At 30.0% G+C, this 24615-nt stretch carries 22 protein-coding genes and 2 tRNA genes; 16 read left to right on the forward strand and 8 right to left on the reverse strand.

The features are described from left to right. Window positions 1-11 precede the first annotated feature (11 nt). Window positions 12-947: a type IX secretion system membrane protein PorP/SprF gene (locus NH341_RS00105; RefSeq protein WP_047790750.1), complete on the forward strand. Its 936-nt coding sequence runs from the start codon at window positions 12-14 to the stop codon at window positions 945-947. Window positions 948-959: 12 nt separating this feature from the next. Next, window positions 960-2912: an OmpA family protein gene (locus NH341_RS00110; protein WP_159495286.1), complete on the forward strand. Its 1953-nt coding sequence runs from the start codon at window positions 960-962 to the stop codon at window positions 2910-2912. Window positions 2913-2997: 85 nt separating this feature from the next. Here the strand turns inward: NH341_RS00110 and cls are convergent, their stop codons facing one another. Next, the gene (gene cls / locus NH341_RS00115; RefSeq protein WP_253055375.1) at window positions 2998-4440 is read right to left on the reverse strand and encodes a cardiolipin synthase; all 1443 of its coding nucleotides are present in this window, start codon (window positions 4438-4440) and stop codon (window positions 2998-3000) included. A 188-nt stretch (window positions 4441-4628) separates the two neighbouring features. Then, a tRNA-Leu gene (locus NH341_RS00120) sits at window positions 4629-4710 on the reverse strand. 387 nt (window positions 4711-5097) lie between these two features. Between NH341_RS00120 and NH341_RS00125 the strand changes: the two genes are divergently transcribed. After that, complete coding sequence (locus tag NH341_RS00125; RefSeq protein WP_253055376.1) at window positions 5098-6078, forward strand: tyrosine-type recombinase/integrase; 981 nt, start codon at window positions 5098-5100, stop codon at window positions 6076-6078. A gap of 1163 nt (window positions 6079-7241) precedes the next feature. On the opposite strand, the gene NH341_RS00130 is transcribed toward NH341_RS00125, so the two are convergent. Next, window positions 7242-7853: a hypothetical protein gene (locus NH341_RS00130; RefSeq protein WP_253055377.1), complete on the reverse strand. Its 612-nt coding sequence runs from the start codon at window positions 7851-7853 to the stop codon at window positions 7242-7244. A gap of 96 nt (window positions 7854-7949) precedes the next feature. Between NH341_RS00130 and NH341_RS00135 the strand changes: the two genes are divergently transcribed. The 4 genes from NH341_RS00135 to NH341_RS00150 all read left to right on the forward strand — a co-directional run bounded on the left by NH341_RS00135 (window position 7950) and on the right by NH341_RS00150 (window position 11263). Then, the gene (locus NH341_RS00135) at window positions 7950-8168 is read left to right on the forward strand and encodes a helix-turn-helix domain-containing protein (protein ID WP_253055378.1); all 219 of its coding nucleotides are present in this window, start codon (window positions 7950-7952) and stop codon (window positions 8166-8168) included. Window positions 8169-8482: 314 nt separating this feature from the next. Next, a complete protein-coding gene (locus NH341_RS00140; RefSeq protein WP_253055379.1) occupies window positions 8483-9790 on the forward strand; it encodes a hypothetical protein in 1308 nt (435 codons plus the stop codon). A gap of 59 nt (window positions 9791-9849) precedes the next feature. Beyond that, complete coding sequence (locus NH341_RS00145; RefSeq protein WP_253055380.1) at window positions 9850-10770, forward strand: hypothetical protein; 921 nt, start codon at window positions 9850-9852, stop codon at window positions 10768-10770. Then, window positions 10751-11263 (forward strand): hypothetical protein, encoded by a 513-nt coding sequence (locus NH341_RS00150; protein ID WP_253055381.1) that lies wholly within the window; start codon window positions 10751-10753, stop codon window positions 11261-11263. The genes NH341_RS00145 and NH341_RS00150 overlap by 20 nt, the downstream gene beginning before the upstream one ends. A gap of 291 nt (window positions 11264-11554) precedes the next feature. Here the strand turns inward: NH341_RS00150 and NH341_RS00155 are convergent. Next, window positions 11555-11636 (reverse strand) — tRNA-Leu (locus NH341_RS00155). Between the two features lie 101 nt (window positions 11637-11737). On the opposite strand from NH341_RS00155, the gene NH341_RS00160 reads away from it, so the two are divergent. The 4 genes from NH341_RS00160 (at window position 11738) to NH341_RS00175 (ending at window position 16321) form a co-directional block, all read left to right on the forward strand. Next, window positions 11738-13126: a dipeptidase gene (locus NH341_RS00160; RefSeq protein WP_125066684.1), complete on the forward strand. Its 1389-nt coding sequence runs from the start codon at window positions 11738-11740 to the stop codon at window positions 13124-13126. Between the two features lie 135 nt (window positions 13127-13261). Further along, the gene (locus NH341_RS00165) at window positions 13262-13630 is read left to right on the forward strand and encodes a BlaI/MecI/CopY family transcriptional regulator (protein WP_047790279.1); all 369 of its coding nucleotides are present in this window, start codon (window positions 13262-13264) and stop codon (window positions 13628-13630) included. Then, window positions 13630-15099, forward strand: coding sequence for a M56 family metallopeptidase (locus tag NH341_RS00170; protein ID WP_253055382.1), 1470 nt, complete (start codon window positions 13630-13632; stop codon window positions 15097-15099). Before NH341_RS00165 ends, NH341_RS00170 begins: the two co-directional genes overlap by 1 nt. Window positions 15100-15220: 121 nt before the next feature. Next, window positions 15221-16321, forward strand: a complete 1101-nt coding sequence (locus tag NH341_RS00175; RefSeq protein WP_253055383.1) for a DUF4407 domain-containing protein — start codon at window positions 15221-15223, stop codon at window positions 16319-16321. Here NH341_RS00175 and NH341_RS00180 read toward each other — a convergent pair. Next, window positions 16316-16774: an Lrp/AsnC family transcriptional regulator gene (locus NH341_RS00180; RefSeq protein WP_047790281.1), complete on the reverse strand. Its 459-nt coding sequence runs from the start codon at window positions 16772-16774 to the stop codon at window positions 16316-16318. The two genes, NH341_RS00175 and NH341_RS00180, sit on opposite strands and share 6 nt — an antisense overlap. A 163-nt stretch (window positions 16775-16937) precedes the next feature. Between NH341_RS00180 and NH341_RS00185 the strand changes: the two genes are divergently transcribed. From NH341_RS00185 to NH341_RS00195, 3 genes are all read left to right on the forward strand, one after another. Continuing rightward, window positions 16938-18137: an aminotransferase class I/II-fold pyridoxal phosphate-dependent enzyme gene (locus tag NH341_RS00185; RefSeq protein ID WP_239178588.1), complete on the forward strand. Its 1200-nt coding sequence runs from the start codon at window positions 16938-16940 to the stop codon at window positions 18135-18137. Between the two features lie 195 nt (window positions 18138-18332). Beyond that, on the forward strand, window positions 18333-19817 hold the full coding sequence (gene nhaC, locus NH341_RS00190; RefSeq protein WP_253055384.1) for a Na+/H+ antiporter NhaC: 1485 nt from the start codon (window positions 18333-18335) through the stop codon (window positions 19815-19817). 40 nt (window positions 19818-19857) lie between these two features. After that, entirely contained in the window at window positions 19858-20316 is a 459-nt protein-coding gene (locus tag NH341_RS00195; protein ID WP_253055385.1) for a GNAT family N-acetyltransferase, read from the forward strand. Here the strand turns inward: NH341_RS00195 and NH341_RS00200 are convergent. Further along, window positions 20278-20529 (reverse strand): hypothetical protein, encoded by a 252-nt coding sequence (locus tag NH341_RS00200; RefSeq protein ID WP_253055386.1) that lies wholly within the window; start codon window positions 20527-20529, stop codon window positions 20278-20280. The genes NH341_RS00195 and NH341_RS00200 overlap by 39 nt on opposite strands. A gap of 1 nt (window position 20530) precedes the next feature. Continuing rightward, the gene (locus NH341_RS00205) at window positions 20531-22489 is read right to left on the reverse strand and encodes a putative porin (RefSeq protein WP_253055387.1); all 1959 of its coding nucleotides are present in this window, start codon (window positions 22487-22489) and stop codon (window positions 20531-20533) included. Between the two features lie 70 nt (window positions 22490-22559). Here NH341_RS00205 and NH341_RS00210 point away from each other — a divergent pair, with 70 nt between their 5' ends. Then, window positions 22560-23159, forward strand: coding sequence for a ribonuclease HII (locus NH341_RS00210; protein WP_159612958.1), 600 nt, complete (start codon window positions 22560-22562; stop codon window positions 23157-23159). Window positions 23160-23192: 33 nt separating this feature from the next. Further along, a complete protein-coding gene (locus NH341_RS00215) occupies window positions 23193-24248 on the forward strand; it encodes a nucleoid-associated protein (RefSeq protein ID WP_125066673.1) in 1056 nt (351 codons plus the stop codon). A gap of 4 nt (window positions 24249-24252) precedes the next feature. On the opposite strand, the gene NH341_RS00220 is transcribed toward NH341_RS00215, so the two are convergent. After that, entirely contained in the window at window positions 24253-24606 is a 354-nt protein-coding gene (locus NH341_RS00220) for a hypothetical protein (protein ID WP_159489035.1), read from the reverse strand. Window positions 24607-24615: the final 9 nt, after the last annotated feature.

Consider the following 24615-nt stretch of genomic DNA (forward strand, 5'->3'; position numbering starts at 1 on the left):
CACTAAACCTAATGAAACATTATTCTATATTACTATTAATAATTATTAGTGTAAATGTGTGTTTTTCTCAACAAGACCCACAGTATACACAATACATGTATAACACCCAAGTTGTAAACCCGGGTTATATTGGTTCAAAAAATGCTCTTGGTTTAGGGTTACTATACAGAACACAATGGGCTGGATTTGATGGAGCTCCAAATACCGGAACTTTTACTTTTAATATGCCTTTGGGTACCTTAAAACGAAACGCTATAGGACTTTCTATTATTAATGATAAAATAGGTCCTTCTAACGAAACAGGTATTACAATAGATTATGCATACTCATTACTTTTATCAGGTCGTTCAAGAATATCGTTTGGTATTAAAGGAGGACTGAGTATACTAGACGTAGATTACTCCAAACTAAACATATATGATGAAAACGATTGGCAATTTGCAGAAAACATTGACAAAAAAGTACAACCTCAAATAGGTGCAGGTATTTACTATAATAACGACAGACTCTATCTTGGATTATCAGTACCTAATTTTTTCAATTCAAAACATTATAATTCAGATAGCGTCAATAACAACAATGAAGATGCCATAGCCATAGAACGTTTACATTACTTCTTTATAGCGGGTTATGTTTTTGATATTAGTGAAAACCTAAAACTCAAGCCTGCAACTATGTTTAAGTGGGTTAATGGATCTCCTCTGCAAGCCGATTTATCTGCAAATTTTCTGTTCAACAATAAATTTACCCTTGGAGCCTCTTATCGATGGGATGCTGCAATTAGCGCCATGGCAGGGTTTCAAATAACTAATCAGTTATTCTTAGGAATGGGATATGATTTTCAAACTACAGATATCGAAGACCATAGTAATGGTTCTTATGAATTCTTTTTAAGATTTGACATCTTTAATAACCCTGAACGCATACTAACACCAAGATTCTTTTAAACTCTTAATATCATGAAAAAGCATTATTTAATATTCTATTTTTTAACTGCCTTAACAAATACAAACGCTTTTACTCAAATTGCACTAGTTGAAAAGGCAAACATCAAATACAATACGTATGATTTTATAGATGCACAAAAAATCTATTTAAAGGTCGTTGAAGAAGACTATGGATCAGCTGAAATTTATAGAAAACTGGGAAATACGTACTATTTTAATAGTAATTATTCAAGTGCTGCAAAATGGTATTACAATTTAATAGACCGATTTCCAAATGAAGCCCTTACAGTTGATTATTTTAGAGCAGCTCAATGCTTAAAAAGCATTAATCAACCTGAAGAGGCTGAAAAGCTCATGGAAATTTATAGATTAAAAGGAGGTAAAGCCATCCCTTTAGAATCCTATAGAAATGTTGCTGACACTTTATTTAAAAAAGGTGTTCAGGATAAACTTTTTGAAATAGAGAAAATTCCTGTTAATACAGAGTATTCAGATTTTGGTCCAGCCTTTTATGGCAATAATATTGTTTTTGCTTCAAGCAGAAAAGATCCAACTTTATCAAAAGAACATCCTACCGAGCTTGCTGGATGGGATAAACAACCTTTTCTTAACTTATATCAAGTTCCTTTAGATAAGGATATGAACTTTGGTAAAGTAAAAGCTTTTAACAGAAGTATTAACTCACCTTACCATGAATCTACCGCTATTTTTACAAAAGATGGAAACACTATGTATTTTACTAGGAATAATTATTTAAATGGTAAAAAGAAAAAAGATAAAAATCATGTTGTTAGACTCAAAATATATAAAGCCACTAAAAAAGGTAATACTTGGGGAAATATACAAGAACTTCCTTTTAACAACGATAATTACTCTGTTGGACATCCAGCCCTTAACCCTGAAGAAGACAAACTCTACTTTTCATCAGATATGCCTGGTAGCTTAGGAATGTCCGATATTTGGTATGTCAAAATTTTAGGAGAAGACATTTATACAAATCCTATAAACCTTGGTAACAAGATTAACACTGTTGAAAGGGAAACTTTCCCTTTTGTAAGTGACGATAACGATTTGTATTTTTCTAGTGATGGGCATTCATCAGGTATGGGAGGCTTAGATATTTTTGTAACAAAACTAACAAAAGATTCTCATGGTGAAATATCTACTTTTGGAGAACCTATAAATAGCTCAAAAGACGATTTTGGCTTCATTATAAAAGAAGATAGAATAGGGTATTTTACATCTAATCGTGATGGTAAAGAAGGTAGTAAAAGTGACGATATTTATCAAATTTGGGAACGTTGTGAAATCACCATTCAAGGACCTGTGATTGATAAAAAAACTGGTGAACTAATTCCAAATACAGAAGTTACTTTAATAGATAGTAACAACAAGGAAGTAAAAACAATGACTGTAGGTAATGATGCTACTTTTTCTTTCTTATTGGATTGCCAAGAACAATATACCCTAAGGGCAAAGAAAAAGGAATATTTTCCGAAAGAAAAAGTTATAGAAACCCCTAGCAACCCAAAAACTATTAAAATGCCTATTAAACTAAACATGCCTTTAGCTTTAGAGCTTTCTGACCCTTGCCCTCCAAATGATTTAGGATGTAAGTTAACGTTACAACCTATTTATTTTGATTACGACAAATCTAATATTCGCCCTGATGCAGAAATTGAACTAGCTAAAATTTTGGCCGCATTAAAAGAATATCCTACTTTAAAAATTCATATAGAATCACATACAGACTCTAGAGGTAATGATTCTTACAATTCAAGATTATCTGAAAATAGAGCACAAGCTACATTAGATTGGTTTCTTAAAAAAGGAATTGATATAACAAGGCTAAGTGCAAAAGGATATGGAGAATCAAAACTTATTAACAAATGTAATAACCAAACTACGTGTAGTGAAGACGAACATCAACTGAATCGTAGATCCATGTTTATAATTAAAGAATAACTCAAAAAAGCTCTTTTTGAAGAATAAATAACGATAAAACTTCTTAAGAAAAAGAAGTTTTATCGTTACTCTTTTTGTAACTTAACTACAAAATAGGAGCTAACAATCTAGCTAATCTCTCTGTAAAACGTATTAAAACAGGTCTACTATTCCATTGATGTAAGTCTATTTTCTCACTGTTTTTTAAATCTTCCATAAAAGCATTTTTCAACTGACTTGCAAAATCTTTATCATAAACTAATGCGTTAATTTCAAAATTTAAATCAAAACTACGTTCATCTAAATTTGCTGTTCCTACAGAAGAAACTAACTCATCAAATACAATTGTTTTCGCGTGCACAAATCCTTTTTTATATCTATACACCTCCACTCCTATTTCTAACACTTCTTTATAGAAAGAATTTGACACTGCATTAACTAATTTCGAATCTGAAATACTTGGTACCAATAGTTTTATTGTAACCCCACTCAAACTAGCTATTTTAAGAGCATCTAAAAAAGAAGTTCTCGGGACAAAATAAGGGGTTGTGATTAAGATTTCTTTTTTTGACAATAAAATTGCTTGAATAAGAGCATACATAATGTCTGGATGATCAGAATCTGGTCCACTAGAAATTACTTGAACTAATTGCTTATGTTCATTTGTTTTTACTTGATCTCCCGCTGGAAAAAGCTCTTCCTCTATAATAACATTTTGATTAGCACAAAAATTCCAATCCGCTAAAAAAACTCGTTGTAAGTTTAAAACAGCGAGTCCTTCTATTTTAATATGTGTATCTCTCCAATAACAATTAAATTTATTAGGATTAACATACCTTTCAGAAACATTAACACCTCCTACAAAACCAACTTTTCCATCAACTACAATTATTTTTCTATGATTTCTATAATTAATTCTATTAGCTAACAATAACCATTTAATTTTATAAAAAGGGTACGCCTCCACCCCACTATCAATTAAAGACTTCACAAACGATTTACGAATATCTTTACTTCCAAAATCATCATAAATAAAACGTACTTTAACTCCTTCTTTAGCCTTTTCTTTTAAAACATCTCCTATTTGCTTACCAATAGTATCATTTTGAAAAATATAATATTCTATATGTATATGATTTTTTGCAGCTTTTAATACTTTTATAACTTCTGGAAACTTACGTTCCCCGTTTATTAGTAAATTAACTTTGTTATTACTAGTTAAAATATTTTCTTTATGTATAAACTTCGTCAGATTATAAAAATGTCCTAAATGGCTTTTAGACGTTGATAGTATTTTTTCATTATACTTTTTTAGCTTCTCTTTAAGGTCGAAGAAAATGTTTTTGTCTACTTCTAACTTTTTATTATATAACTTATACGTTCTATGGTTTATTCCAACCATTAAATAAATAATAATACCTCCTACAGGAAACAGAATCAACAAAAATAGATAAGCTATTGCTTTTGGTGGTGTTGAAGTATTAATAATAATAACAGCAACTGTAGCAATAATAGCTACATATAAAATTATAAGTAGTGTAGTTATCAAAATAAAAGTATCTTTTTCTGCTAAAGGTATTTAAAATATTAACACCTAAGAGACTCAGTTATAAAAAAATTCAACTAACACAACTGCATAACTAAAGGTTATTAATAAAACCGAAATAGTTAGTTTTTACAGTATTAAAAACAAAAAACCTTAATTCTAAACGAATTAAGGTTTTATCTTTAAATTAGTACGGGCGGAGAGACTCGAACTCTCACACCTCACGGCACTAGATCCTAAGTCTAGCGTGTCTACCAATTCCACCACGCCCGCGTACTTATTGGGGTTAAGACTGTAACAGGCTTAATTTCACAACATTCTTAAATCACCACATTTTAACTGTTTTTATGCTTTAGTGTGCAAATAGTGTGCAAAAAATGGCATCAATTAAATTTATTTTTAGGTCTATAAAAGACTTTGGTTCATTAACTATGAGATTTACTCATAAGGATAAAAACAATAAACTCGATATTTTTATTAATACCGAATTTAAATCGAAAAGAAGTTACTGGTTTGATTCTAAAAACAAGCAATTAAAATATCCCTAAGGCGAACTGTAAGGAATCTTTAAAAGTAAAATCAACTATTATTAATCTTGAAGAATTCGTTTATAATAGGTTCAATATTGATTTTGAAGTTACTGACATTAATAAACTTTGGTTGCAAGACTGTATTAACAACTTTTTTAATAGAACTACTAACACAAAACATAAACTTCCTTTAACTTTAGTTAATTATGTAGATTACTACATAAATAAATCATCGACTATTAAAAATGCTAAAGGAACTTTTGGTTTATCTAAGTCAAGAATTGACGATTTTAAAATCTTAAAAAAGTTTTTAGTAGAATTTCAAGGAAAAGAAGCTATCAAAATTAAAGATGTAAATCTTGATTTTAGCAACCGTTTTGTTAATTGGATGATTGATATTAAGAAATATGCTTCTGGTTATGCAGGCAGAATGTTAAGTGTAATTAAAACACTTTGTAACGACGCTAAATTTAATGGTTTAGAAACACATTCACAGCTCTTTAAAGTCTCTGGATACAAGACAAAAAACGAATATATAATCGTTTTAAGACCAGAAGAATTGGAATCTATAAAAGATATAGAACTTCCTTTAAAAAGCCTTAAAAACGCCCGTAAATGGCTTCTTTTAGGCTGTTATACAGGTCAAAGAGCAGGAGATTTACTCAACATAACTTTAGATAATTTTCATACTAGAAATGACCTAGAAGTTATCGAATTAAAGCAACAAAAAACGGGGAATTTAGTTACTATTCCTGTACTTGAAGAAGTAAAAGAAATTATATCAAATGGATTTCCTCATAAGATTAGCCAACAGAAGTTTAATCAATACATGAAAGAAGTATGTAAACTTGCTGGAATTAATCAATTAACCGAAGGGTTTCTATTTAATAAAGATACTAAACGTAAAGAATTTGGTAAGTATGAGAAATGGAAATTAATTTCGACTCATACTTGTAGAAGAACTTTCTGTACGAACAACTTCGGAAAGCTACCAAACTATTTAATCATGAGCGTTACAGGTCATAGAAGTGAAAAAACATTTCTTGGTTACATAGATAAGACATCCTATGATTATGCTAAACAATTTAAAGAGTTATATTCTAAAAATTAGAAAACACCTTTATATTGTTTCAGTAGTTGTTTCGACTCTTCCTTTTAACTTTTGGATAGAGTTCCTGAATTTGAGCCTATTATAATGAAATCAGGTGAAGAAAATCGTAAAAGATATACTGATTTACTTCAGTTTATAAAGTCTGAAAAAGAGAAAAACGGAGGAAAGTAGGTAAAAATAACGTGCAAATCCTGGGGATTAGTTTTTATTCTATTAATAGTAGGGAAAATCCCCAGGATTTGCATGTTTTTTTAAACTTCTTGTTTATTAAAAATATGATTAAAATCATTAGGAATTGAAAGATTAATTATTAAAATAATAACTAATTTATTTTTAAGTAAATTTATTTATACAAACTAGGACTTTGTTTATTATTACGTTCATGTTATGTTTAAGGCTTACTTTTCCTCAAACGTGTTTCTGTATGAAATGACTGTATAAAAATTTTCTTGTTGATTCTTAATGGAATTATTTCTGAATACCCTACTATCTCAACCAATTAAAGAACGTAATTCCTTCCTATGAAAAGCATGAAAAATTAACAAAACTTTAACTGCAAATCCTGGGGATCGGTTTTTATTCTATTAATAGTAGGTAAAATCGCCAGGATTTGCACATTTATTTGAGTTAAAAATTACAAGCTTTTACAACTTTAATTCTAGTGTTTCTTACCTGCTTATTAATTATTTTAATTTATTTTCGGGAGTTGGGAAAATCAAGAAAAAAAAATTACTTTATAGAATTGAAAAATATGAAGAGTTAGGTTTAACTCCTTAGAAAGAAAAATGACCCAAATTTGGGTCATTTTCTTAAAATTTTAACTGCAAATCCTGGGGATTAGTTTTTATTCTATTAATAGTAGGTAAAATCCCCAGGATTTGCACATTTATTTGAGTTAAAAATTACAAGCTTTTACAGCTTTAATTCTAGTGTTTCTTACCTGCTTATTAATTATTTTAATTTATTTTCGGGAGTTGGGAAAATCAAGAAAAAAAAATTACTTTATAGAATTGAAAAATATGAAGAGTTAGGTTTAACTCCTTAGAAAGAAAAATGACCCAAATTTGGGTCATTTTCTTAAAATTTTAACTGCAAATCCTGGGGATAGGTTTTTATTCTATTAATAGTAGGGAAAATCCCCAGGATTTGCACATTTATTTGAGTTAAAAATTACAAGCTTTTACAGCTTTAATTCTAGCGTTTATTACCTTATTATTTATCTCCTTCCCTAAACCACAATTAGCCCCTGTAAATTTTGAAACTTTACGCTTCCTAATATCCTTATTTTCAATCTTTGGGTAATATGTGTAACTATCATTACAATATGCAAAAATATCATCTGTATCGCTTCTTTTAGACTCCAACAGAAAACCTTTTAATTCTACTTTATCTTTTAACTCTCCATTTGCATATAACTTAAACACCGTGTTTATTTCATAAGAATTAACAACTATATCAAACTTATCATAACGATACTCATAATGTATCTTTTCAGATGTATATAAGGCGTTTTTAGACACTATATTAGACTTAATAGACAAGTTATATCTTATTCCATTTTCATCTGTTACAGAAGAGTTATTCATGTAATAGCGAAGCTTTTCTAACTTCTTTTCTTCTTGTTTTTTCTTTGCTAATTCTTCTTCCTTTTCAGCTTGAATAACCTTCTCTGTTGAGTTATCTTTCTCAGAGCTCTCCTTAGGGGTTTCTTCTTTTGTACTTGTTCCACACGACACTAGAAAAGCAATCATAATACTTGCTAAATATTTTTTCATAAGATTTTATTTTAATTCGCTCAAATATAGAAGAAATATTTCTTTTTGCGGTTGTTCGTCCGCATTATTTTTTTCAACTATACATTCATTTGTCTTATGGATGTAAATAAGAAAGTCTGCAATTACATAGCTAAAGAATGGATTAAACCAAGTAAGTCTAATAGAAACTTTGGTCTTGACCATAATATTGACGAGAAGACTGTACGAAAGATTCTTCAAGAGGAAGGATATAGAATTCCTTTAAAAACTTTATTCAAGATTTGTGAAGCAAGAAATCTTAAACTTGAAGATTTTTTTAAATTAGTTAAAATTTAGAGATCTTTTATTTAGCCTATTCAACTTACAAGTATATAAATAAACATTTACGATTAATCGTAGGTGTTTATTATTCTCCTTAAATCAAGTGAAATATTGAAGAAATTCACATAGAAATTTGGGGGATTTTGCAACTTAATTAATAGAATAAGAAACTCTCCCCCACATTTGTAACTGATTATAATGAGATTACGGAAAAACCTTACTTTAATTACGGTTTTCCGCATCTGTATTAAATTCCTATCCTTTAAATTTGTTTGATAATAATTTTAGCTTGTTAATTCATTTAAACAACTAAATTTAATTCAAATTAAATGAAAGATTATAGCATAGAAAATGCTACCACAAAAATTAATTCAAAAAAAACAAAAGAATACTTCAAGGAAGTTTCTAGTTCCTATTTTAATGGAAATTATAGAGCAGCTATAGTTACATTATATTCTGTCGTGATACATGACATATTAATTAAACTTGAAGTACTTGAAGAAGTTTACGCAGATTCTACAGCTAAAACTGTTCTTGATAACATCAAAACCATTCAACAGACTAATCCAAAAAATTCAGAATGGGAACAAAGAATAATAGAAGAAGTAAAAAACAGAACTAGTTTATTAGATAACGTAGATTATGCTCATATACAAGCTTTGAAAAACGACAGACATCTATGTGCTCACCCTGTTATAGATAAACAAGATAAACTTTATACTCCTAACAAAGAGCTTGTCGCATCCCATATAAGAAACATGCTTGAGTCTCTCTTCCTTAAGCCTCCTGTGTTATCAAAAAAAATACTCTCAACAATTTTAGAAGATATAGAACAAAAAAAAGATATTTTAATAGATGAAACAAGTATTGAACGATATATAGAATCAAAATACTTAAACAATCTTAACGAATCGGTTGAAGCAACAATATTTAGGGATTTATGGAAGTTTATTTATCGTCTGGATGATGACAGATCTGAATCAAATAGGCAAATTAATTACAAACTACTATATTTCTTATACAAAAGAAACACACCAATTTGTATAGAAAAAATTAAATCAGAGAAAGAATATTTTAATAATATTAAAAATGATGAAAAAAATGTAAAATATCTAATAATATTCCTTTCTGAAAACGAGTTCATGTTACCTGAGTTTAATGATCATGTTAAATTAATCATGTCTAATATGATAAAAAAAGATAATGGTGCAAAGATTGTAGCATGGTTTATGAGTGAAAATTACACACAACATCTAACAGAGTTAAGAGAAATAATACCTAAGGATATATTTAACAATTTTCCATTTAGTGCTCCTATTTCAGCTTATAATAGATTAATCAAAATTGGAATTTCAAAAGGGTATTCTAAAGAGATAGCCGATTTTATTGCTTGGAGATATAGCATAGCAAAAGACTACAATGATGGTGATAAAATATTCTCAAACATTTTAAAACTTAACTTAGATATATTTAATCTTGAACAATTCAAAACACTATGTGAGTTGTCAGGAAAAAATTCTCAAACATATTCTAGAAATCAAGCAAAGGATGATCATAGATATTTAAAAGAATTTATAGAAAAAAAACATCCAAAATTCGATTTCGAAAAATACAACAAAGTGTTTAATCAGAAGTAGTAAACAATAATTCCAAACAAAACCAGTCCTAGTAAAAATAAAATTTTAATCAAACAAAAATGGCTAGAGGAGAAATTATTAAAGTGAAAAGAAAAGTTAATTATTATGAATTAGAATTAACATTCTCGGAAGATTCAGATTTTGAAAGTTTCTTTGAAACCTTAACTAGATTAGCAAAAACTAGAGCAAAAATAAGATACCAACGATTTGGTAATAAGTATGTTTTTATACAAGGAATTGAAAATAAAAACAACCTTATAAAAGCTAAAATGAGGTGTGTTAGAAAAGATTTACTTCCTGAATTAATGAATACTGAAACTGACGAAACCAAAGGAATTGACGCAAAAGAAGAGGAAGGACTAGTTGAAACTACTCATTTCATTTTAGACTACAGAAAGAACGGAAAAGTTTTTCTAGCTCTAGAATACAACCATTATGGTTCTAAAATTACCGACTTAGTAAATTATATCGAACGTGTAGGTATAGATCAAAACGTTTTAGAAAGAGTTGGTTTTAAACCAATTGTTAAAGACGAATTAGAAACATTTAAAGATAGAGTAAATCGTTTTTCAGAATTTATTGTTAAGGTACACAAAGATAATATTGCAAAAATAAAAGAAGTTGATCAAAAAATTTGGAGTGCAGTAAACTACTCAATAGAACACTTTTCAAGTGAATACGCTACTTTAACCCTTAAATTTGATTATAAACAAGCTCCTGAAGAATCAGCTATTAAACAATCAGTATTTAATATAATTAGAAATTTTTCTAAATCTCCAAAAAATAAAAATTTATTTAACAAACTGTCTTTAAAAGCAGAAGATGGAGAAAAAGATAATTTATTAGAGAATTTTGATTTACTTTTAGAGAAAGTAAACAGTGAAATTAGAGTTGAAAGGAAAAAAAAATATAGAACTATAATATCTAATGACATGTTTCAACAAATGTTAAAAGAATTAAATGACAAAAAACTCCAATAGATATCGTGAACTTGTAGATTATTATTTACAATATGCTTTGCTTATTGATACCATTGTTATTGGATGCTTATGGTTACTAAATAGTAAATTAAGCTTGTTTGATTTCATTCTTAAATCCAAAACAGAACACATCACTATAATTGAGAATATTATTGGTGCTTCAATTTCATTAGCAGGTTTCATACTTGCTTCATTAACTATTATAGCATCAATTCGCTCAAACGTATTAAATAAAAAACCTAAAAATTCTGAAACCCCTTTAGAACTTCTATTCTCTGTCGGTATTTATAAAGCCATAGTTAAAGTATTTAAAATAGCGATTATAGAGTTAGTTTTATGTTTTATAATATCTTACATCATTACATTGTCATCTGCTAACCTGAATAATTATTTTGTATTTAAATCTTTGATTGTGTTAATTTATTTACTTTCAGTTAGTACTATAAGAAGCTTATTTGTCCTCTTTTTATTAATAGATTCTGAAAAAAAATAGTTAATTATTTTTTCTGCAAAGTTTGTAGAATACATATAATTATTAATATACAAATGTGGGGGAGAGTTTCTTATTCTATTAATTAAGTTACAAAATCCCCCACATTTGTAGTTTTATTTAAGGTCTATTTTACTCGATTTAAACCTTATTATAAAACAATATTCATTGTAAACAATTAATTACAAACCTACAGTAAAGTAATAATTCAGAAAAAATGTGCAGATAGTGTGCAAACCTTAAGAAACAAAAAATGCAATTAACTAAAAATAAGCTAATTGCATCTTGATTAAGTACGGGCGGAGAGACTCGAACTCTCACACCTCACGGCACTAGATCCTAAGTCTAGCGTGTCTACCAATTCCACCACGCCCGCGTACTTTTGAAATTGTGGATGCAAATATAAACAATACTTGCAAACTACAAAGAAGAAGTATACTATTTTTCTTATTTTTGATGCTAATTAATATACAACACATGCAAAACGTAAAAGATTATATAGCTCAACATAAAGATCGTTTTATTAATGAGCTTATCGATTTATTAAAAATTCCATCAGTAAGTGCTGATCCAGCCTTTAATCAAGATGTATTAAATACTGCTGATACGGTTAAAGAAAGTTTAGAAAAAGCGGGATGTGATAAAGTAGAAATTTGTGAAACCCCTGGATATCCTATCGTTTATGGAGAAAAAATAATAGATCCTAATTTACCAACAGTATTGGTATATGGTCATTACGATGTACAACCGGCAGACCCTATCGATTTATGGACTTCTCCTCCATTTGATCCTGTTATCAAAAAAACAGACATTCACCCTGAAGGAGCAATTTTTGCACGCGGTGCATGTGACGATAAAGGGCAAATGTATATGCATGTAAAGGCATTAGAATACATGACTCATACTGGCAACCTACCTTGTAACGTGAAATTTATGATTGAAGGTGAAGAAGAAGTAGGTTCAGAAAGTTTAGCGTGGTTTGTTCCTAGAAACAAAGAGAAACTTGCCAACGACGTGATTTTAATTTCTGATACAGGAATGATTGCAAACGACATTCCTTCAATTACTACTGGTTTACGTGGATTAAGTTATGTAGAAGTTGAAGTTACTGGACCTAATAGAGACTTACATTCTGGTTTATATGGAGGTGCTGTAGCAAACCCTATCAACATTTTAACACAAATGATTGCTTCATTACACGATGAAAATAATCATATTACCATCCCAGGATTTTATGATAAAGTAGAAGAATTGTCTCGTGAAGAGCGTGATGAAATGGCGAAAGCACCTTTCTCATTAGAAGAATACAAGGCTGCTTTAGATATTGATGATGTTCACGGAGAAGCTGGTTATACTACTAACGAACGCAACTCTATCCGTCCTACCTTAGATGTAAATGGAATTTGGGGAGGATATACAGGTGAAGGGGCAAAAACTGTTATTGCTTCAAAAGCCTACGCTAAAATTTCAATGCGTTTAGTACCAGGACAAGAATGGGAAGAAATTACTGAATTGTTCAAAAAACACTTTGAAAGTATCGCTCCTAAATCAGTAAAAGTAGAAGTAAAACCTCATCATGGAGGACAAGGATATGTAACTCCAATTGATAATATTGGTTACCAGGCAGCAAGCAAAGCGTACCAAGAAACCTTTGGAGTAACTCCTATTCCGCAACGAAGCGGAGGAAGTATTCCTATCGTTGCTTTATTTGAACAAGAATTAAAGAGTAAGACTATTTTAATGGGATTCGGATTAAATTCTGATGCCATTCACTCACCAAACGAGCATTTTGGAGTGTGGAATTACTTAAAAGGAATTGAAACCATTCCGTATTTTTATCAATATTTTACGGAATTATCAAAATAATTCATCTTTAATAACATCAATAAGATAGTCTTGAAAATCCCTCAAGGCTATTTTTTTTGCAATATTTTAATCTCTACACTTGTAGAATTAAAATTTATTTCTACATTTATAGAATACAATTCAAATTTTATCGAAATGCAATTATCGAAAACTGAAGAACAAGTGATGCAATATTTATGGAAACTAAAAAAAGCTTTTATGAAAGATATTTTAGCAGAATTTCCTGAACCAAAACCTGCTACAACTACAGTTGCTACACTATTAAAAAGAATGAAAGATAAAGGATTTGTAGATTATACATTAGATGGAAAATCAAGAGAATATTTTCCTTTGGTAAAAAAGTCAGACTACTTTTCAAAGCATGTAAACGGATTGATTAAAAACTTCTTTAATAACTCTGCTAGTCAATTTGCTTCATTTTTTACTGAAAAAACAGATTTATCAGTTTCAGAATTAGAAGATTTAAAAAAAATTATCGATCAGCAAATTAAAAAGCAACAATAATGATAACGTATTTTATCAAATCAGGAATTTGTTTAGCATTGCTGCTTCTCTTTTATCATTTGATATTAGAACGAGAAAAAATGCACCAATTCAATCGGTTTTATTTATTAGGTAGTGTATTATTTTCGTTTATAGCTCCTTTTTATAAGATCTATATAGAAACTATTCCGAATACTTTAAAGGCTGTCCCTTCCTTGATTACAGATTCAAATTTGGATGTAAATCCTGTTAAGGAAATTAGCTATACCCAATATTTATTTCTTGGATATACAATTGTAGCAATCATTTTATTAATCCGCTTTACAAAAAACCTATTTAATATCTTCTTAAAGATAAAACAGTATAAAAAAATAAAAAAAGACAAAGTTACCCTTGTTTTAGTTGACGATTTAATTAGTCCACACACCTTTTGGAACTACATTTTTATCAACAAAGAGGAATACAATTCAAACAAGATTGAAACTGAACTCTATACACACGAGTTAACACATGCTCTACAAAAACACACGTTTGACATATTATTTATTGAATTTTTACAAATCATTTTTTGGATCAATCCAACATTTATATTTCTTAAAAAAGCAATAAAGTTAAATCATGAGTTTTTAGCAGATAATGAAGTAATTATTACACATAAAAACACTACTAAGTATCAGTATTTACTATTAAATAGAGCTACTTGGAACAACGAATATTACTTGGCCAGTAATTTGAATTATTTATTAACTAAAAAAAGATTATTAATGATGACAAAACAAAGTTCTCGTACCAAAATTTTGCTAAAAAAACTGGCAGTAATACCAGTAATAGCAGGATTCGCTTTTCTCTTTGCTGAAAGAGTTGAAGCAGAAACAACAAAAAAACATGTACTCTCTACTGAAACTTCAAAAGATTCAATTCCTTCATCAGTAACAGTTTATAAAAAAAGTATTAATCATGAAGACGTGGAAATAACTTATCATGATGAAAAAGGAAATAAAATAACTAAAAAAATCTCAGAATTAACAGAGAATGAAAAGGGACAACTCCCTCCACCTCCAAGCCCTACAAGTAGAATTGTTATAAAAGGTGAAGCTTTAAACATACCTCCACCTCCACCCCATAGCTATGAAGTTATTAGAGAAGAAGAAACCTCAAACATTCCACCTCCTTCAATAAATGCTATCGAATACATATATCAAAACAAAAATGCTGATTTCTATTTCGATGACAAAAAGCTGAGTTATAATGAAGTTATTAAGTTAATTAAAAATAAAAAAGGACTAAGAACCTTAATACAAGCTAAAAACAATAAAAAAATCATCAAGTTTTATAGCAAAAAAGTTACTAAAAACACAAATAACATTAACACCTCTGATATAAAATATTACTTAGATGGTAAACTTATTTCTAAAGAAAAATTACACAAAATTGCACCTAAAGACATAAGAAAAGTTGATGTTAAAAAAATAAAGATGGTACAGGGTTAGTATATGTAACTAGCAACAAATAACTGATATTCAAAACACATACTTGTTAAAAGCCTCTTAAATGAGGCTTTTTTTGTAACAAAATCCTAAATCTGTCGTTATTAAGCTATAAGCTTATTTTATGTTAAAACGATTTTTCCTTCTTTGTTCTGGAGCTGATTTAGATTTGCTTGAAAATTGTGCTAATGGTGAACAAAACAAATATGCTGGTATTGGTGCTACCGTTTTTTTCACTGCTTTAATGGCTACCATTGCTTCTGCTTATGCTTTATTTACAGTTTTTGATAATATTTACACCGCTATTTTCTTTGGTATTGTTTGGGGGTTACTCATTTTTAATTTAGATAGATTTATTGTTTCTACTATTAAAAAAAGAGAGTCTAAACGAAAAGAACTTATACAAATACTTCCTAGATTGTTACTTGCTATGATAATTGCTGTGGTGATTTCTAAACCATTAGAATTAAAAATTTTCGAAAAGGAAATCAATCAAGTATTACTGACTGAAAAAAATCAGATGACTTTGAATAACAAAACTCAAATTGCACAACAATTCACTCCTGAAATAACAAAAATTAATTCTGAAATCACTTCTTTAAAAGATGAGGTCACAACGAAAGAAAGCGAGGTAAATAAATTATATGAAACCTATATAGCTGAAGCCGAAGGAAGAAAAGGTACCAAATTAATTGGCAGAGGACCTGTTTACAAAGAAAAAAGAGATAAACACGATACTGCCCTTGCAGAACTTAATCAATTAAAAGCTGAAAATACCGAAAAAATAAAACAGAAAGAAACTGCTATTGCTAATTTGATCGAAAGTCAAAAATTAAAAGAAACACAAACACAACCTATTATTTCTAATTTTGATGGATTAATGGCTCGTGTTAATGCTTTAAACAAACTACCTTGGCTACCTTCTTTCTTTATCTTCCTACTATTTTTAGCAATAGAAACTGCTCCTATTTTTGCCAAACTTATTAGCTCAAAAAGTGAATACGATTATAAATTGGAAAACCATGAATCTCAAGTTAAAACTTGGATTCAACAACAAGTTCATCAACGAGAAGCTATTTTACACACTGATATAGACCTCAACAACAAAATATACTCTGATTTAAAAACAGAAGAAGAACTCTACAATTATAAACAAAAGATGGCTCGTAACCTTATGAAGCTACAGGCTGATTCTTTTTATAAAAATCAACAAAATATTTTATAAAGCTATTGCTATTGAGTTTTTAACCTCACCTATTGTAAAAATACTGTGAGTACTTCCAACATGTTTTAATGCTGTAATTTTATTAATCATAAACTCTCTATAAGCATCCATATCTTTCACATAAATTTTTAACACATAATCATAATCTCCACTTACATGAAAACACTCTGTTACTTCTTCTAATTTTTTAATTTCACGCTCAAAAAGAGCTATATAATCTTTGTTATGTTTCTCTAACTTTATATGACAAAAAACTAAAAATGATTTTTCTATTTTGTTTTTATTTAGCAACGCAACATACTGTTTAATGACCTTCTCTTTTTCCAACTTCTTTATTCTCTCATAAACAGCTGTTACAGAAAGACCCAATTGCAATGATAACTGTTTTGTTGTTTGTTTACTATCTGTTTGAAGTAACCCTAATAACTTCTTATCTATATTATCTAACTTCATCTGAAAAAAAATCTATTTTATTACAACTTATCTGAACACAAACTAATAAAAAACTAAATACAAACATAAAATTAGTGTGATTTTCTACAAAAACCGCTTTGTATTGATTTTTAAACAACTAAAACAGAACTTAGTAGTCTACTAATAATTAACTTTAATCGATATGAAATTTAAACCTGCAAACAACATACAAGATCTACAGTACTTTGGAGAATTTGGAGGAGTTAACCCTTCTATTTCAGATTCTTCTACCTATACTTTTTTATCAGCAAAGACTATGTTTGATACTTTTGAAGGGAATACAGATGGTTGTTATTTATACTCTCGCCACTCATCTCCTTCAAACTTATACCTATCTGAAGCTTTAGCTGCTATGGAAGGTACTGAAACTGCTAATGTTTCAGCTACTGGTATGGGAGCCATTACTCCTACTATTTTACAAATATGTGGGGCTGGAGATCATATCGTTTCAAGTAGAACTATTTATGGAGGAACTTATGCCTTTCTTAAAAACTTTACTCCAAGAATAGGAATTGAAACTTCATTTGTAAACATTACAAAGTTAGACAGAGTAGAAGCTGCCATTAACAAAAATACTAAAATGATTTACTGCGAAACTGTAAGCAATCCGTTATTAGAGGTCGCAGATATTAAAGCTCTTTCAGTATTAGCTAAAAAGCATGATTTACAGTTGGTAGTTGACAATACATTTTCTCCTCTATCAATTTCTCCAGCTCAATTGGGTGCCAATATTGTTATTCACAGTTTAACAAAATTCATCAATGGTTCTTCTGACACTATGGGAGGAGTTATTTGTGGAACTGCAGATTTTATCAATTCTCAAAAAAGTGTAATTGATGGGGCAAGTATGTTATTAGGAGCTTCTATGGACTCTTTACGCGCTTCTTCAATCCTGAAAAACATGAGAACTTTACATATACGAGTAAAGCAACACAGTAAAAATGCGAGTTATTTAGCTGAAAAATTTGAAGCTGACGGATTAAAAACAGTATATCCAGGATTACCATCACACCCTTCTCATAAGGTGTTTAAATCAATGATGAATGAAGAATATGGTTTTGGAGGAATGCTAACTATTGATGCTGGATCTCTAGACAAAGCCAATGCTTTAATGGAATTAATGCAGGATGAAAATCTAGGGTACTTAGCTGTAAGTTTAGGTTTTTATAAAACTTTATTTTCAGCTCCAGGGACTTCAACGTCATCAGAAATTCCTTTAGAAGAACAAAAAGAAATGGGACTTACCGATGGATTAATTCGTTTTTCTATTGGATTAGATAATGACATAGAGCGCACCTATCAAATGATGAAAACTTGCATGAAAAAAGTAGGCGTTTTGTAAAACACTTATAATATCTTCTCGATTCTGTCATTTTAAACAAAATGAAAGGCACTAAACCATTTCACATTTTTTAAAATGACATTTTTGTTTATATAGTATTTCTATTCCATTTTTTTTAAAAAATATTGTAAACTAATTCGATTTGTGTAATTCTCTACAAAATCGTAACATTACAAGCCGAAAAAAATACCATACATGCAAGACGACAAAAACCTATCTAAAATTAAAATAGAAAATCAAAAAATAATTCAAAATAAAGAGTTGAGTATTTGGGAAGCTTTGATTCCTGTTTTCGCTTTAATAGGTATGCTTGCATATAATGTATATGTATTTGGAGACGATGCTTTAAGTGGAAGTAATCAATTTATTTTATTATTAGGTGGAGCTGTTGCGGCTATTGTAGGTTTTAAAAATAAAGTTTCCTACGAAAGAATGATTGAAGAAGTTGCTGAAAACATAAAATCAACAGCAGGTGCTATTTTAATTTTGTTAATGGTAGGTGCGCTTGCAGGAACATGGCTTGTAAGCGGTATTATACCTTCAATGATTTATTACGGGCTTCAAATTTTAAACCCGACTATCTTTTTAGTAGCTTGTTTAATAATATGTGCAGTTATATCTGTTGCCACTGGAAGTTCTTGGACAACTTCTGCAACAGTAGGTATAGCTTTAATTGGTATTGGTGAAGCTTTAGGTATTTCTTTAGGTATGACTGCTGGTGCAGTTTTATCTGGTGCTTATTTTGGCGACAAGATGTCTCCAATGTCAGACACTACAAACTTGGCCCCAGCCATGGCTGGAACAGATTTGTTTACACATATAAGATATATGACTTATACTACTGTACCTACATTTATAGTAACTATTATCTTTTTTGTTATTTTAGGATTTACCCAAACTACAACTGGTGACGCGAATACTCAACAAATGCTTAGCGACATTAACAAAGCTTTTAATATAACCCCATGGTTATTTCTTGTACCTGTATTAGTTTTAGTTCTAATTATTAAGAAGACACCTCCTTTAATCGCTCTTTTAGCTGGAACCATATTTGGTGGTGCTTTTGCTTTGATTTTTCAACCTCATGTTGTTTCTCAAATTTCTGGAGTTGAAAAGCTAGATTTTGAATCTGCCTACAGAGGAATAATGCAAGCTATAACCGTAGAAACCTCTGTAACTACTGATAATGAAGTGTTAAAAGATTTATTTACTGCCGGTGGTATGAAAAAAATGCTTGGAACCGTATGGTTAATTTTATTAGCAATGGTTTTTGGTGGGGTCATGGATGCTATTGGAGCCTTAACTAAAATTAGCAGTTTTATGTTAAGCTTATTTGATTCAGTATTCGGATTATTTGCCAGTACTGTTGGTACATGTATAGGTTTAAATTTCACCGCTTCTGATCAATATTTAGCAATTGTTGTACCTGGAAAAATGTACGCACAAGCTTATAAAGATAAAGGGTTGGCTCCTGAAAACTTAAGTAGAACTTTAGAAGATTCTGGTACTGTTACCTCTGTTTTAATTCCTTGGAATACTTGCGGAGCTTATCATTCTGGTGTTTTAGGTGTTCCTGTTATAGATTATGCTTTTTATGCCATGTTTAATTGGCTAAGCCCTTTTACAACATTACTATTTGCTGCATTCAGAATTAAAATAAAACAACTAGCTTCTAAATAATAACGTTTATAAACCTCACCTTTTGTGAGGTTCTTTTTTTATGATTGTAAAAGCTCAAATACAAGACGCTAACTTATTAACTGAAATTGCCATAAGTTCAAAAGCATATTGGGGATATTCCAAAGAACAAATGGAAGAGTGGAAAAACGACTTAACAGTCTCCCCTAAAATGTTTACCAACTGTAATGTTTACAAATTTCAAGTTAACGATACTACAGCTGGTTTTTATGTTTTATATCGAGCTAATATTAGAACAAGTTTTTTAGATTTTTTATTTGTCTCCCCTAAATTTATAAACCAAGGAATTGGTTCTAAACTACTAGAACATGTAAAAAAATCTTGTATAGGCGGTTCTTGTGCTGTATTAAATGTTTTATCAGACCCAAACTCGGATGCTTTTTATTTAAAACATGGTTTTCAAATAATTGGGAAACGAGAGAGCAGTATTAAAGGACGTTTTTTACCTGAAATGGAGCTCTATTTTCCTGAAAATATGTAATAAAGTTGATACTATTAAAAGTACCCAAGGAGTTCCATGCAAAAAAACATCAAACCAATCCATAGACTGCATAGCGTGCTCTCCTGAAAAGGCATTCCCTCCTGCTATCCATTGTAACTTTCCAAAAATATGTGGTGGTCTAAAAGGTGCTAAACCTAAGGTTAAACTTGCTATTAAAAACAACTTCCAATTTTTTCGCAGCTTTTCTTTCATTTTATATAAACCAGTTCCACACTACTCCAAAACGAATTACGAAATCTCTATACGGGTAATTCGGAGCCGAAAAATAATTCTTTTTTAACACAAAAGAACTTATGTTATCTGCTTTAAAATAAATTCTAGTTCTACGAACCCTAGCATTGAAAAACAAATCTACTGTAGGATATCCTATTTCTGTGTCATTTTGTAAAGTAAACTCAGCTAATAAAGGGTTATACGCATTTGCTTTATATTTTGAAAAGTACTTAAATGTAGCTCCTATTTGTACCAACAAAGGTTTTCCTTTGAACCATTCATCTGTATAGTAAAGTGTATTACGAGTAACAAATTCTGGAACCCTAAAAACACTATTTCCACTTGCTACTTTTTGATACATTAAAGTGTTATCTAAAGCAAACTTTCCAAAGGTAAATTCTTTAGATGCCTTTGCCTTTAAATAGTTTACATCTCCTGAAAACTGTTTCGGTTGACCATTTTCATCAAAATACGTGTAATTACTAATATTAGTGATATCCAACGAAGCATTTCCCCATTTAGACTCAATAACCCCTCCCAATGTACGTGTCCCTATTTGAGAAAAATTATTTTCCCAATTAAAATCATCGTAACTACTTTGATGTAATAAAAAATTAAAATTAGGTAATTTGTTACTTATTCCTAACCTCCCTTTCACAGTAAGTACACTATCTTTTTTATAGAAAGCTTCCCCTGAAAGATAATTCCCTGACAATCGACCACTTCCTGGGGTAAGACTTCCAGAAGCATTTACATGAAAGTTCCCTATTCTTCCATTCCAATCAGCTCCAAACGAAATTGCATCTCCCTTCAGCTTATTCTTTGTAATTCCAACTGTATTATTCTGTAAGTTTTCATATCCATATGTATAATTTGATAATTCTGTTTTTACACGAAATTTTCCTAGTACATATTTTGAATTAAAATCTAAAAAAAACTGATTATTATATAGTAAATAAATAGTTTTATTATTAATGTTACTCGAAATATTTGCATCACCAAACATATCTGATGCTGTACCTTGAGTAAATCGATAAAACTTAGAATCTCTAGTAAATGAATGCCCAAGTTTTAAATTAGAAAAGTCTTTTTGACTCACACTATCTTTTGAAGAAAGTAATTTAAAAGTATGTTCAAAGTATAATCTCTTAGCATCTAAAGTACTTTCAGCATTACCCAAATTCACATCCATTCTACCTCTGTTTCCGCTAAAATTAGGATCATCTGCTAAAAATGCCTCTAAAGAAGTTTCGGTTAGTCCTCCACTTTCTTGATTAAAAAAATCTTGATTTACAGCATGCCCTCTAATCCCGTATTGTCCTTTAGGAGTCTCGTAACTAAAACTAACCCTAAAATTACCCGTACTAGCTAAAGAACGCCTGTAAGCTCCTAAAGAACGAAGTCCTTTATAAGCTATCGATACGTTAAATCGTTTAGAAAAATTTGTTGTAAAAAGCGCATCCAATACCTGACCTTGCTCTAACCCTGTACGATACATTATTTCTGTTGTAGGGGTGGGCACATGATAATAATTCACATCTTCAATTTCAAAATAATTGAACATTTTTGCTCTAAAACCTATATTAGGAAACTTAGAAATATTAGTAAAATCGTACCCTAAATTGTTAAAAGTTTGTCCTTGATTATGAAAAGCCAATAATTCAAAATTATCCTTTCTTAAGAAATTGAATTTATACTCTTTTTGAATTGTTAATGTAGTATCTACAATGGTAGTATCATTTTTATGTGATATAATTTTATAATCAGTGTACTTAGTTTTTCCACTAAGTTTTACATTAATCTCATTATCGGGCAATGAATCTATGTTTTGGTCAAATCCACCTCTTCCTATCCCCAAACCTCCATCAACCGTTCTTTTTTGGGCATAAATTATCTGAACACTTATCAAACAAAAAAATACTAAGAAATTTTTCTTCATAACAACAAAAGTAAAATAATTTAACGACAAAAATCACGATTAATTTCTTTGAAAACTGTTAATTTGTAGCATGTTGCAATTAAACTATAGCGGGCATAAATTAGAAGCAGGAACAGATGAGGCTGGTAGAGGCTGTTTATCAGGACCTGTAGTTGCAGCAGCTGTAATTTTACCAGGTGATTTTCAGCATGAATTGCTAAACGACTCCAAGCAACTTTCTGAAAAAAAACGACAAAAACTTCGACCTTATATTGAAGAACATGCACTAGCTTTTGGAGTTTCTTTTATACATCAAGAAGAGGTTGATGAGCTAAACGTTTTACAAGCATCTATTACTGGAATGCATCGTTCAATAGAACAATTAAATGTACAACCTGAGTTTATTATTGTTGACGGAAACAAATTCAAACCCTATCAAGAAACTCCACATCAAACCATTGTAAAAGGCGACGCTAAATTTATGAGTATCGCAGCTGCTTCTGTACTTGCCAAAACCTATCGTGATGAGTATATGGAGAAAATTCATCAAGAATTCCCGCAGTATAACTGGCAGAAAAATAAAGGATACCCTACAAAAGAACATCGCGAAGCTATTCGTCAATTTGGAGCAACTCCCTATCACCGAAAATCATTTAAATTGTTGCCAGAACAATTAAAATTGAAACTTTAATTTTTCTATTTTTGTCTTCCAATTTTTTAGAAGATGATTAAAAGAACTCGCACCGAAATTAACAAATGTATCATTCACAAAGTAGCTAACAAATACAATAGCGGGCAGAATGCCTTTTCTGAAAGTCTAGTGCGTTTTGATGAAGAAAGTTACGAATTGTTACTCCCTTTTTTACTGAAGCCTTTCGGTTCAGTTACTCAGAGTTACCGCTTTAGTCATCATGCTGATGTTCGTCTAAACGAAATCAATAAATATACTTCTGATATTTTTGAAGATGATAGCAACGAAGTTTTTATTGAACATTCTAAAAACATTGTTAATCACCTATACGAACAATCAAACTCTGCCAATATTAAAACGGGGGATGTAATTGTAGCTTATTTTGAAGGCATTGAATATAAAGATGTTTTAACTGAGGCCGTTGGTGTTTTTAAAATTGAAAGTAAGGTAGACTTCTTTCAAACCTATTTAGATGACGATAGTTTTGATGTAGTAGTTCAAAAAGGAATTTCAACAAAAAGATTGGATAAGGGTTGTTTAATTTTAAACTCTACTGATGCAGAAGGAACTGTCGTTTTATCGGTAGATAACAACCAATATGATGCGCAATACTGGATTAAAAACTTCTTAAGTGTTAAATATGCTGATGATCGTAACTTACATACTCAAAATTACTTAGAAATGTGCAAAGAGTTTTCTGAAGAGGTTATAAAACCTGAATTTGGAAAACAAGAACAAAGTAATTTCTTAGCCAATACTGTTGATTACTTTAAAGAGCATGAAAGTGTAGATTATCATGGCTTCAAAGATGAAATTTTTGAAGAAGACAAGCATAAAGATCTTTTTGAAGATTACAAGCAGCACTTTGAAAAATTAAACGATGTACTAATTCGTAATAATTTTGAAGTATCTGATGTTGTTTTAAAGAAAGAAAAAAGTAAGTTTAAAACTGAAATTAAATTAGACACCAATATTCAAATTAAAATTGATGTTGATGCTCCTGATGCTTCTGCTGAATATTTAGAACAAGGATACGATGAAGACAAGAAAATGAAGTTTTATAAGGTGTATTATAATACTGAGAAGTAAAAAGTTAGTTTAACTCCGAAATTTCTTTTTCCAATCTTTTTTCTAACTCTTTCAATTCTTTTAGTTTTTTCTTATCCTGATGTCTGCTAGAAAAATGATAAAGAATGCAGAAAATCATATAAATAGTTGCGCAAAGCATTACTAACTTTAAATAACTATATTCTGTTTTTTGCAGCATTGATTTTTTATTAGAAAAAGAATGCCCCACACCATAAGTTGGAGCCCAAAAGCTAAAAACAATACCAGCAGCAATTACTTTCCATCTGTGTCTTAACAAAAAATCTTGCTGCCTGATAACGTTCTCTATTTTATATCTTGTTGCTTGTAAATGTTTTTCTTTGTAATATTTAGCAGACATTTTATTCTA

This window comes from Tenacibaculum sp. XPcli2-G, assembly GCF_024124505.1.
GTDB lineage: Bacteria > Bacteroidota > Bacteroidia > Flavobacteriales > Flavobacteriaceae > Polaribacter > Polaribacter mesophilus.

What these genes read in the sequence shown, in the direction of transcription:
- NH341_RS00105 (WP_047790750.1), top strand. Translation starts at nt 12, where the DNA reads ATGAAACATTATTCTATATTACTATTAATAATTATTAGTGTAAATGTG.
- NH341_RS00110 (WP_159495286.1), top strand. Translation starts at nt 960, where the DNA reads ATGAAAAAGCATTATTTAATATTCTATTTTTTAACTGCCTTAACAAAT.
- NH341_RS00130 (WP_253055377.1), bottom strand. Translation starts at nt 7,853, where the DNA reads ATGAAAAAATATTTAGCAAGTATTATGATTGCTTTTCTAGTGTCGTGT.
- NH341_RS00135 (WP_253055378.1), top strand. Translation starts at nt 7,950, where the DNA reads ATGGATGTAAATAAGAAAGTCTGCAATTACATAGCTAAAGAATGGATT.
- NH341_RS00140 (WP_253055379.1), top strand. Translation starts at nt 8,483, where the DNA reads ATGAAAGATTATAGCATAGAAAATGCTACCACAAAAATTAATTCAAAA.
- NH341_RS00145 (WP_253055380.1), top strand. Translation starts at nt 9,850, where the DNA reads ATGGCTAGAGGAGAAATTATTAAAGTGAAAAGAAAAGTTAATTATTAT.
- NH341_RS00150 (WP_253055381.1), top strand. Translation starts at nt 10,751, where the DNA reads ATGACAAAAAACTCCAATAGATATCGTGAACTTGTAGATTATTATTTA.
- NH341_RS00160 (WP_125066684.1), top strand. Translation starts at nt 11,738, where the DNA reads ATGCAAAACGTAAAAGATTATATAGCTCAACATAAAGATCGTTTTATT.
- NH341_RS00165 (WP_047790279.1), top strand. Translation starts at nt 13,262, where the DNA reads ATGCAATTATCGAAAACTGAAGAACAAGTGATGCAATATTTATGGAAA.
- NH341_RS00170 (WP_253055382.1), top strand. Translation starts at nt 13,630, where the DNA reads ATGATAACGTATTTTATCAAATCAGGAATTTGTTTAGCATTGCTGCTT.
- NH341_RS00175 (WP_253055383.1), top strand. Translation starts at nt 15,221, where the DNA reads ATGTTAAAACGATTTTTCCTTCTTTGTTCTGGAGCTGATTTAGATTTG.
- NH341_RS00180 (WP_047790281.1), bottom strand. Translation starts at nt 16,774, where the DNA reads ATGAAGTTAGATAATATAGATAAGAAGTTATTAGGGTTACTTCAAACA.
- NH341_RS00185 (WP_239178588.1), top strand. Translation starts at nt 16,938, where the DNA reads ATGAAATTTAAACCTGCAAACAACATACAAGATCTACAGTACTTTGGA.
- nhaC (WP_253055384.1), top strand. Translation starts at nt 18,333, where the DNA reads ATGCAAGACGACAAAAACCTATCTAAAATTAAAATAGAAAATCAAAAA.
- NH341_RS00195 (WP_253055385.1), top strand. Translation starts at nt 19,858, where the DNA reads ATGATTGTAAAAGCTCAAATACAAGACGCTAACTTATTAACTGAAATT.
- NH341_RS00200 (WP_253055386.1), bottom strand. Translation starts at nt 20,529, where the DNA reads ATGAAAGAAAAGCTGCGAAAAAATTGGAAGTTGTTTTTAATAGCAAGT.
- NH341_RS00205 (WP_253055387.1), bottom strand. Translation starts at nt 22,489, where the DNA reads ATGAAGAAAAATTTCTTAGTATTTTTTTGTTTGATAAGTGTTCAGATA.
- NH341_RS00210 (WP_159612958.1), top strand. Translation starts at nt 22,560, where the DNA reads ATGTTGCAATTAAACTATAGCGGGCATAAATTAGAAGCAGGAACAGAT.
- NH341_RS00215 (WP_125066673.1), top strand. Translation starts at nt 23,193, where the DNA reads ATGATTAAAAGAACTCGCACCGAAATTAACAAATGTATCATTCACAAA.
- NH341_RS00220 (WP_159489035.1), bottom strand. Translation starts at nt 24,606, where the DNA reads ATGTCTGCTAAATATTACAAAGAAAAACATTTACAAGCAACAAGATAT.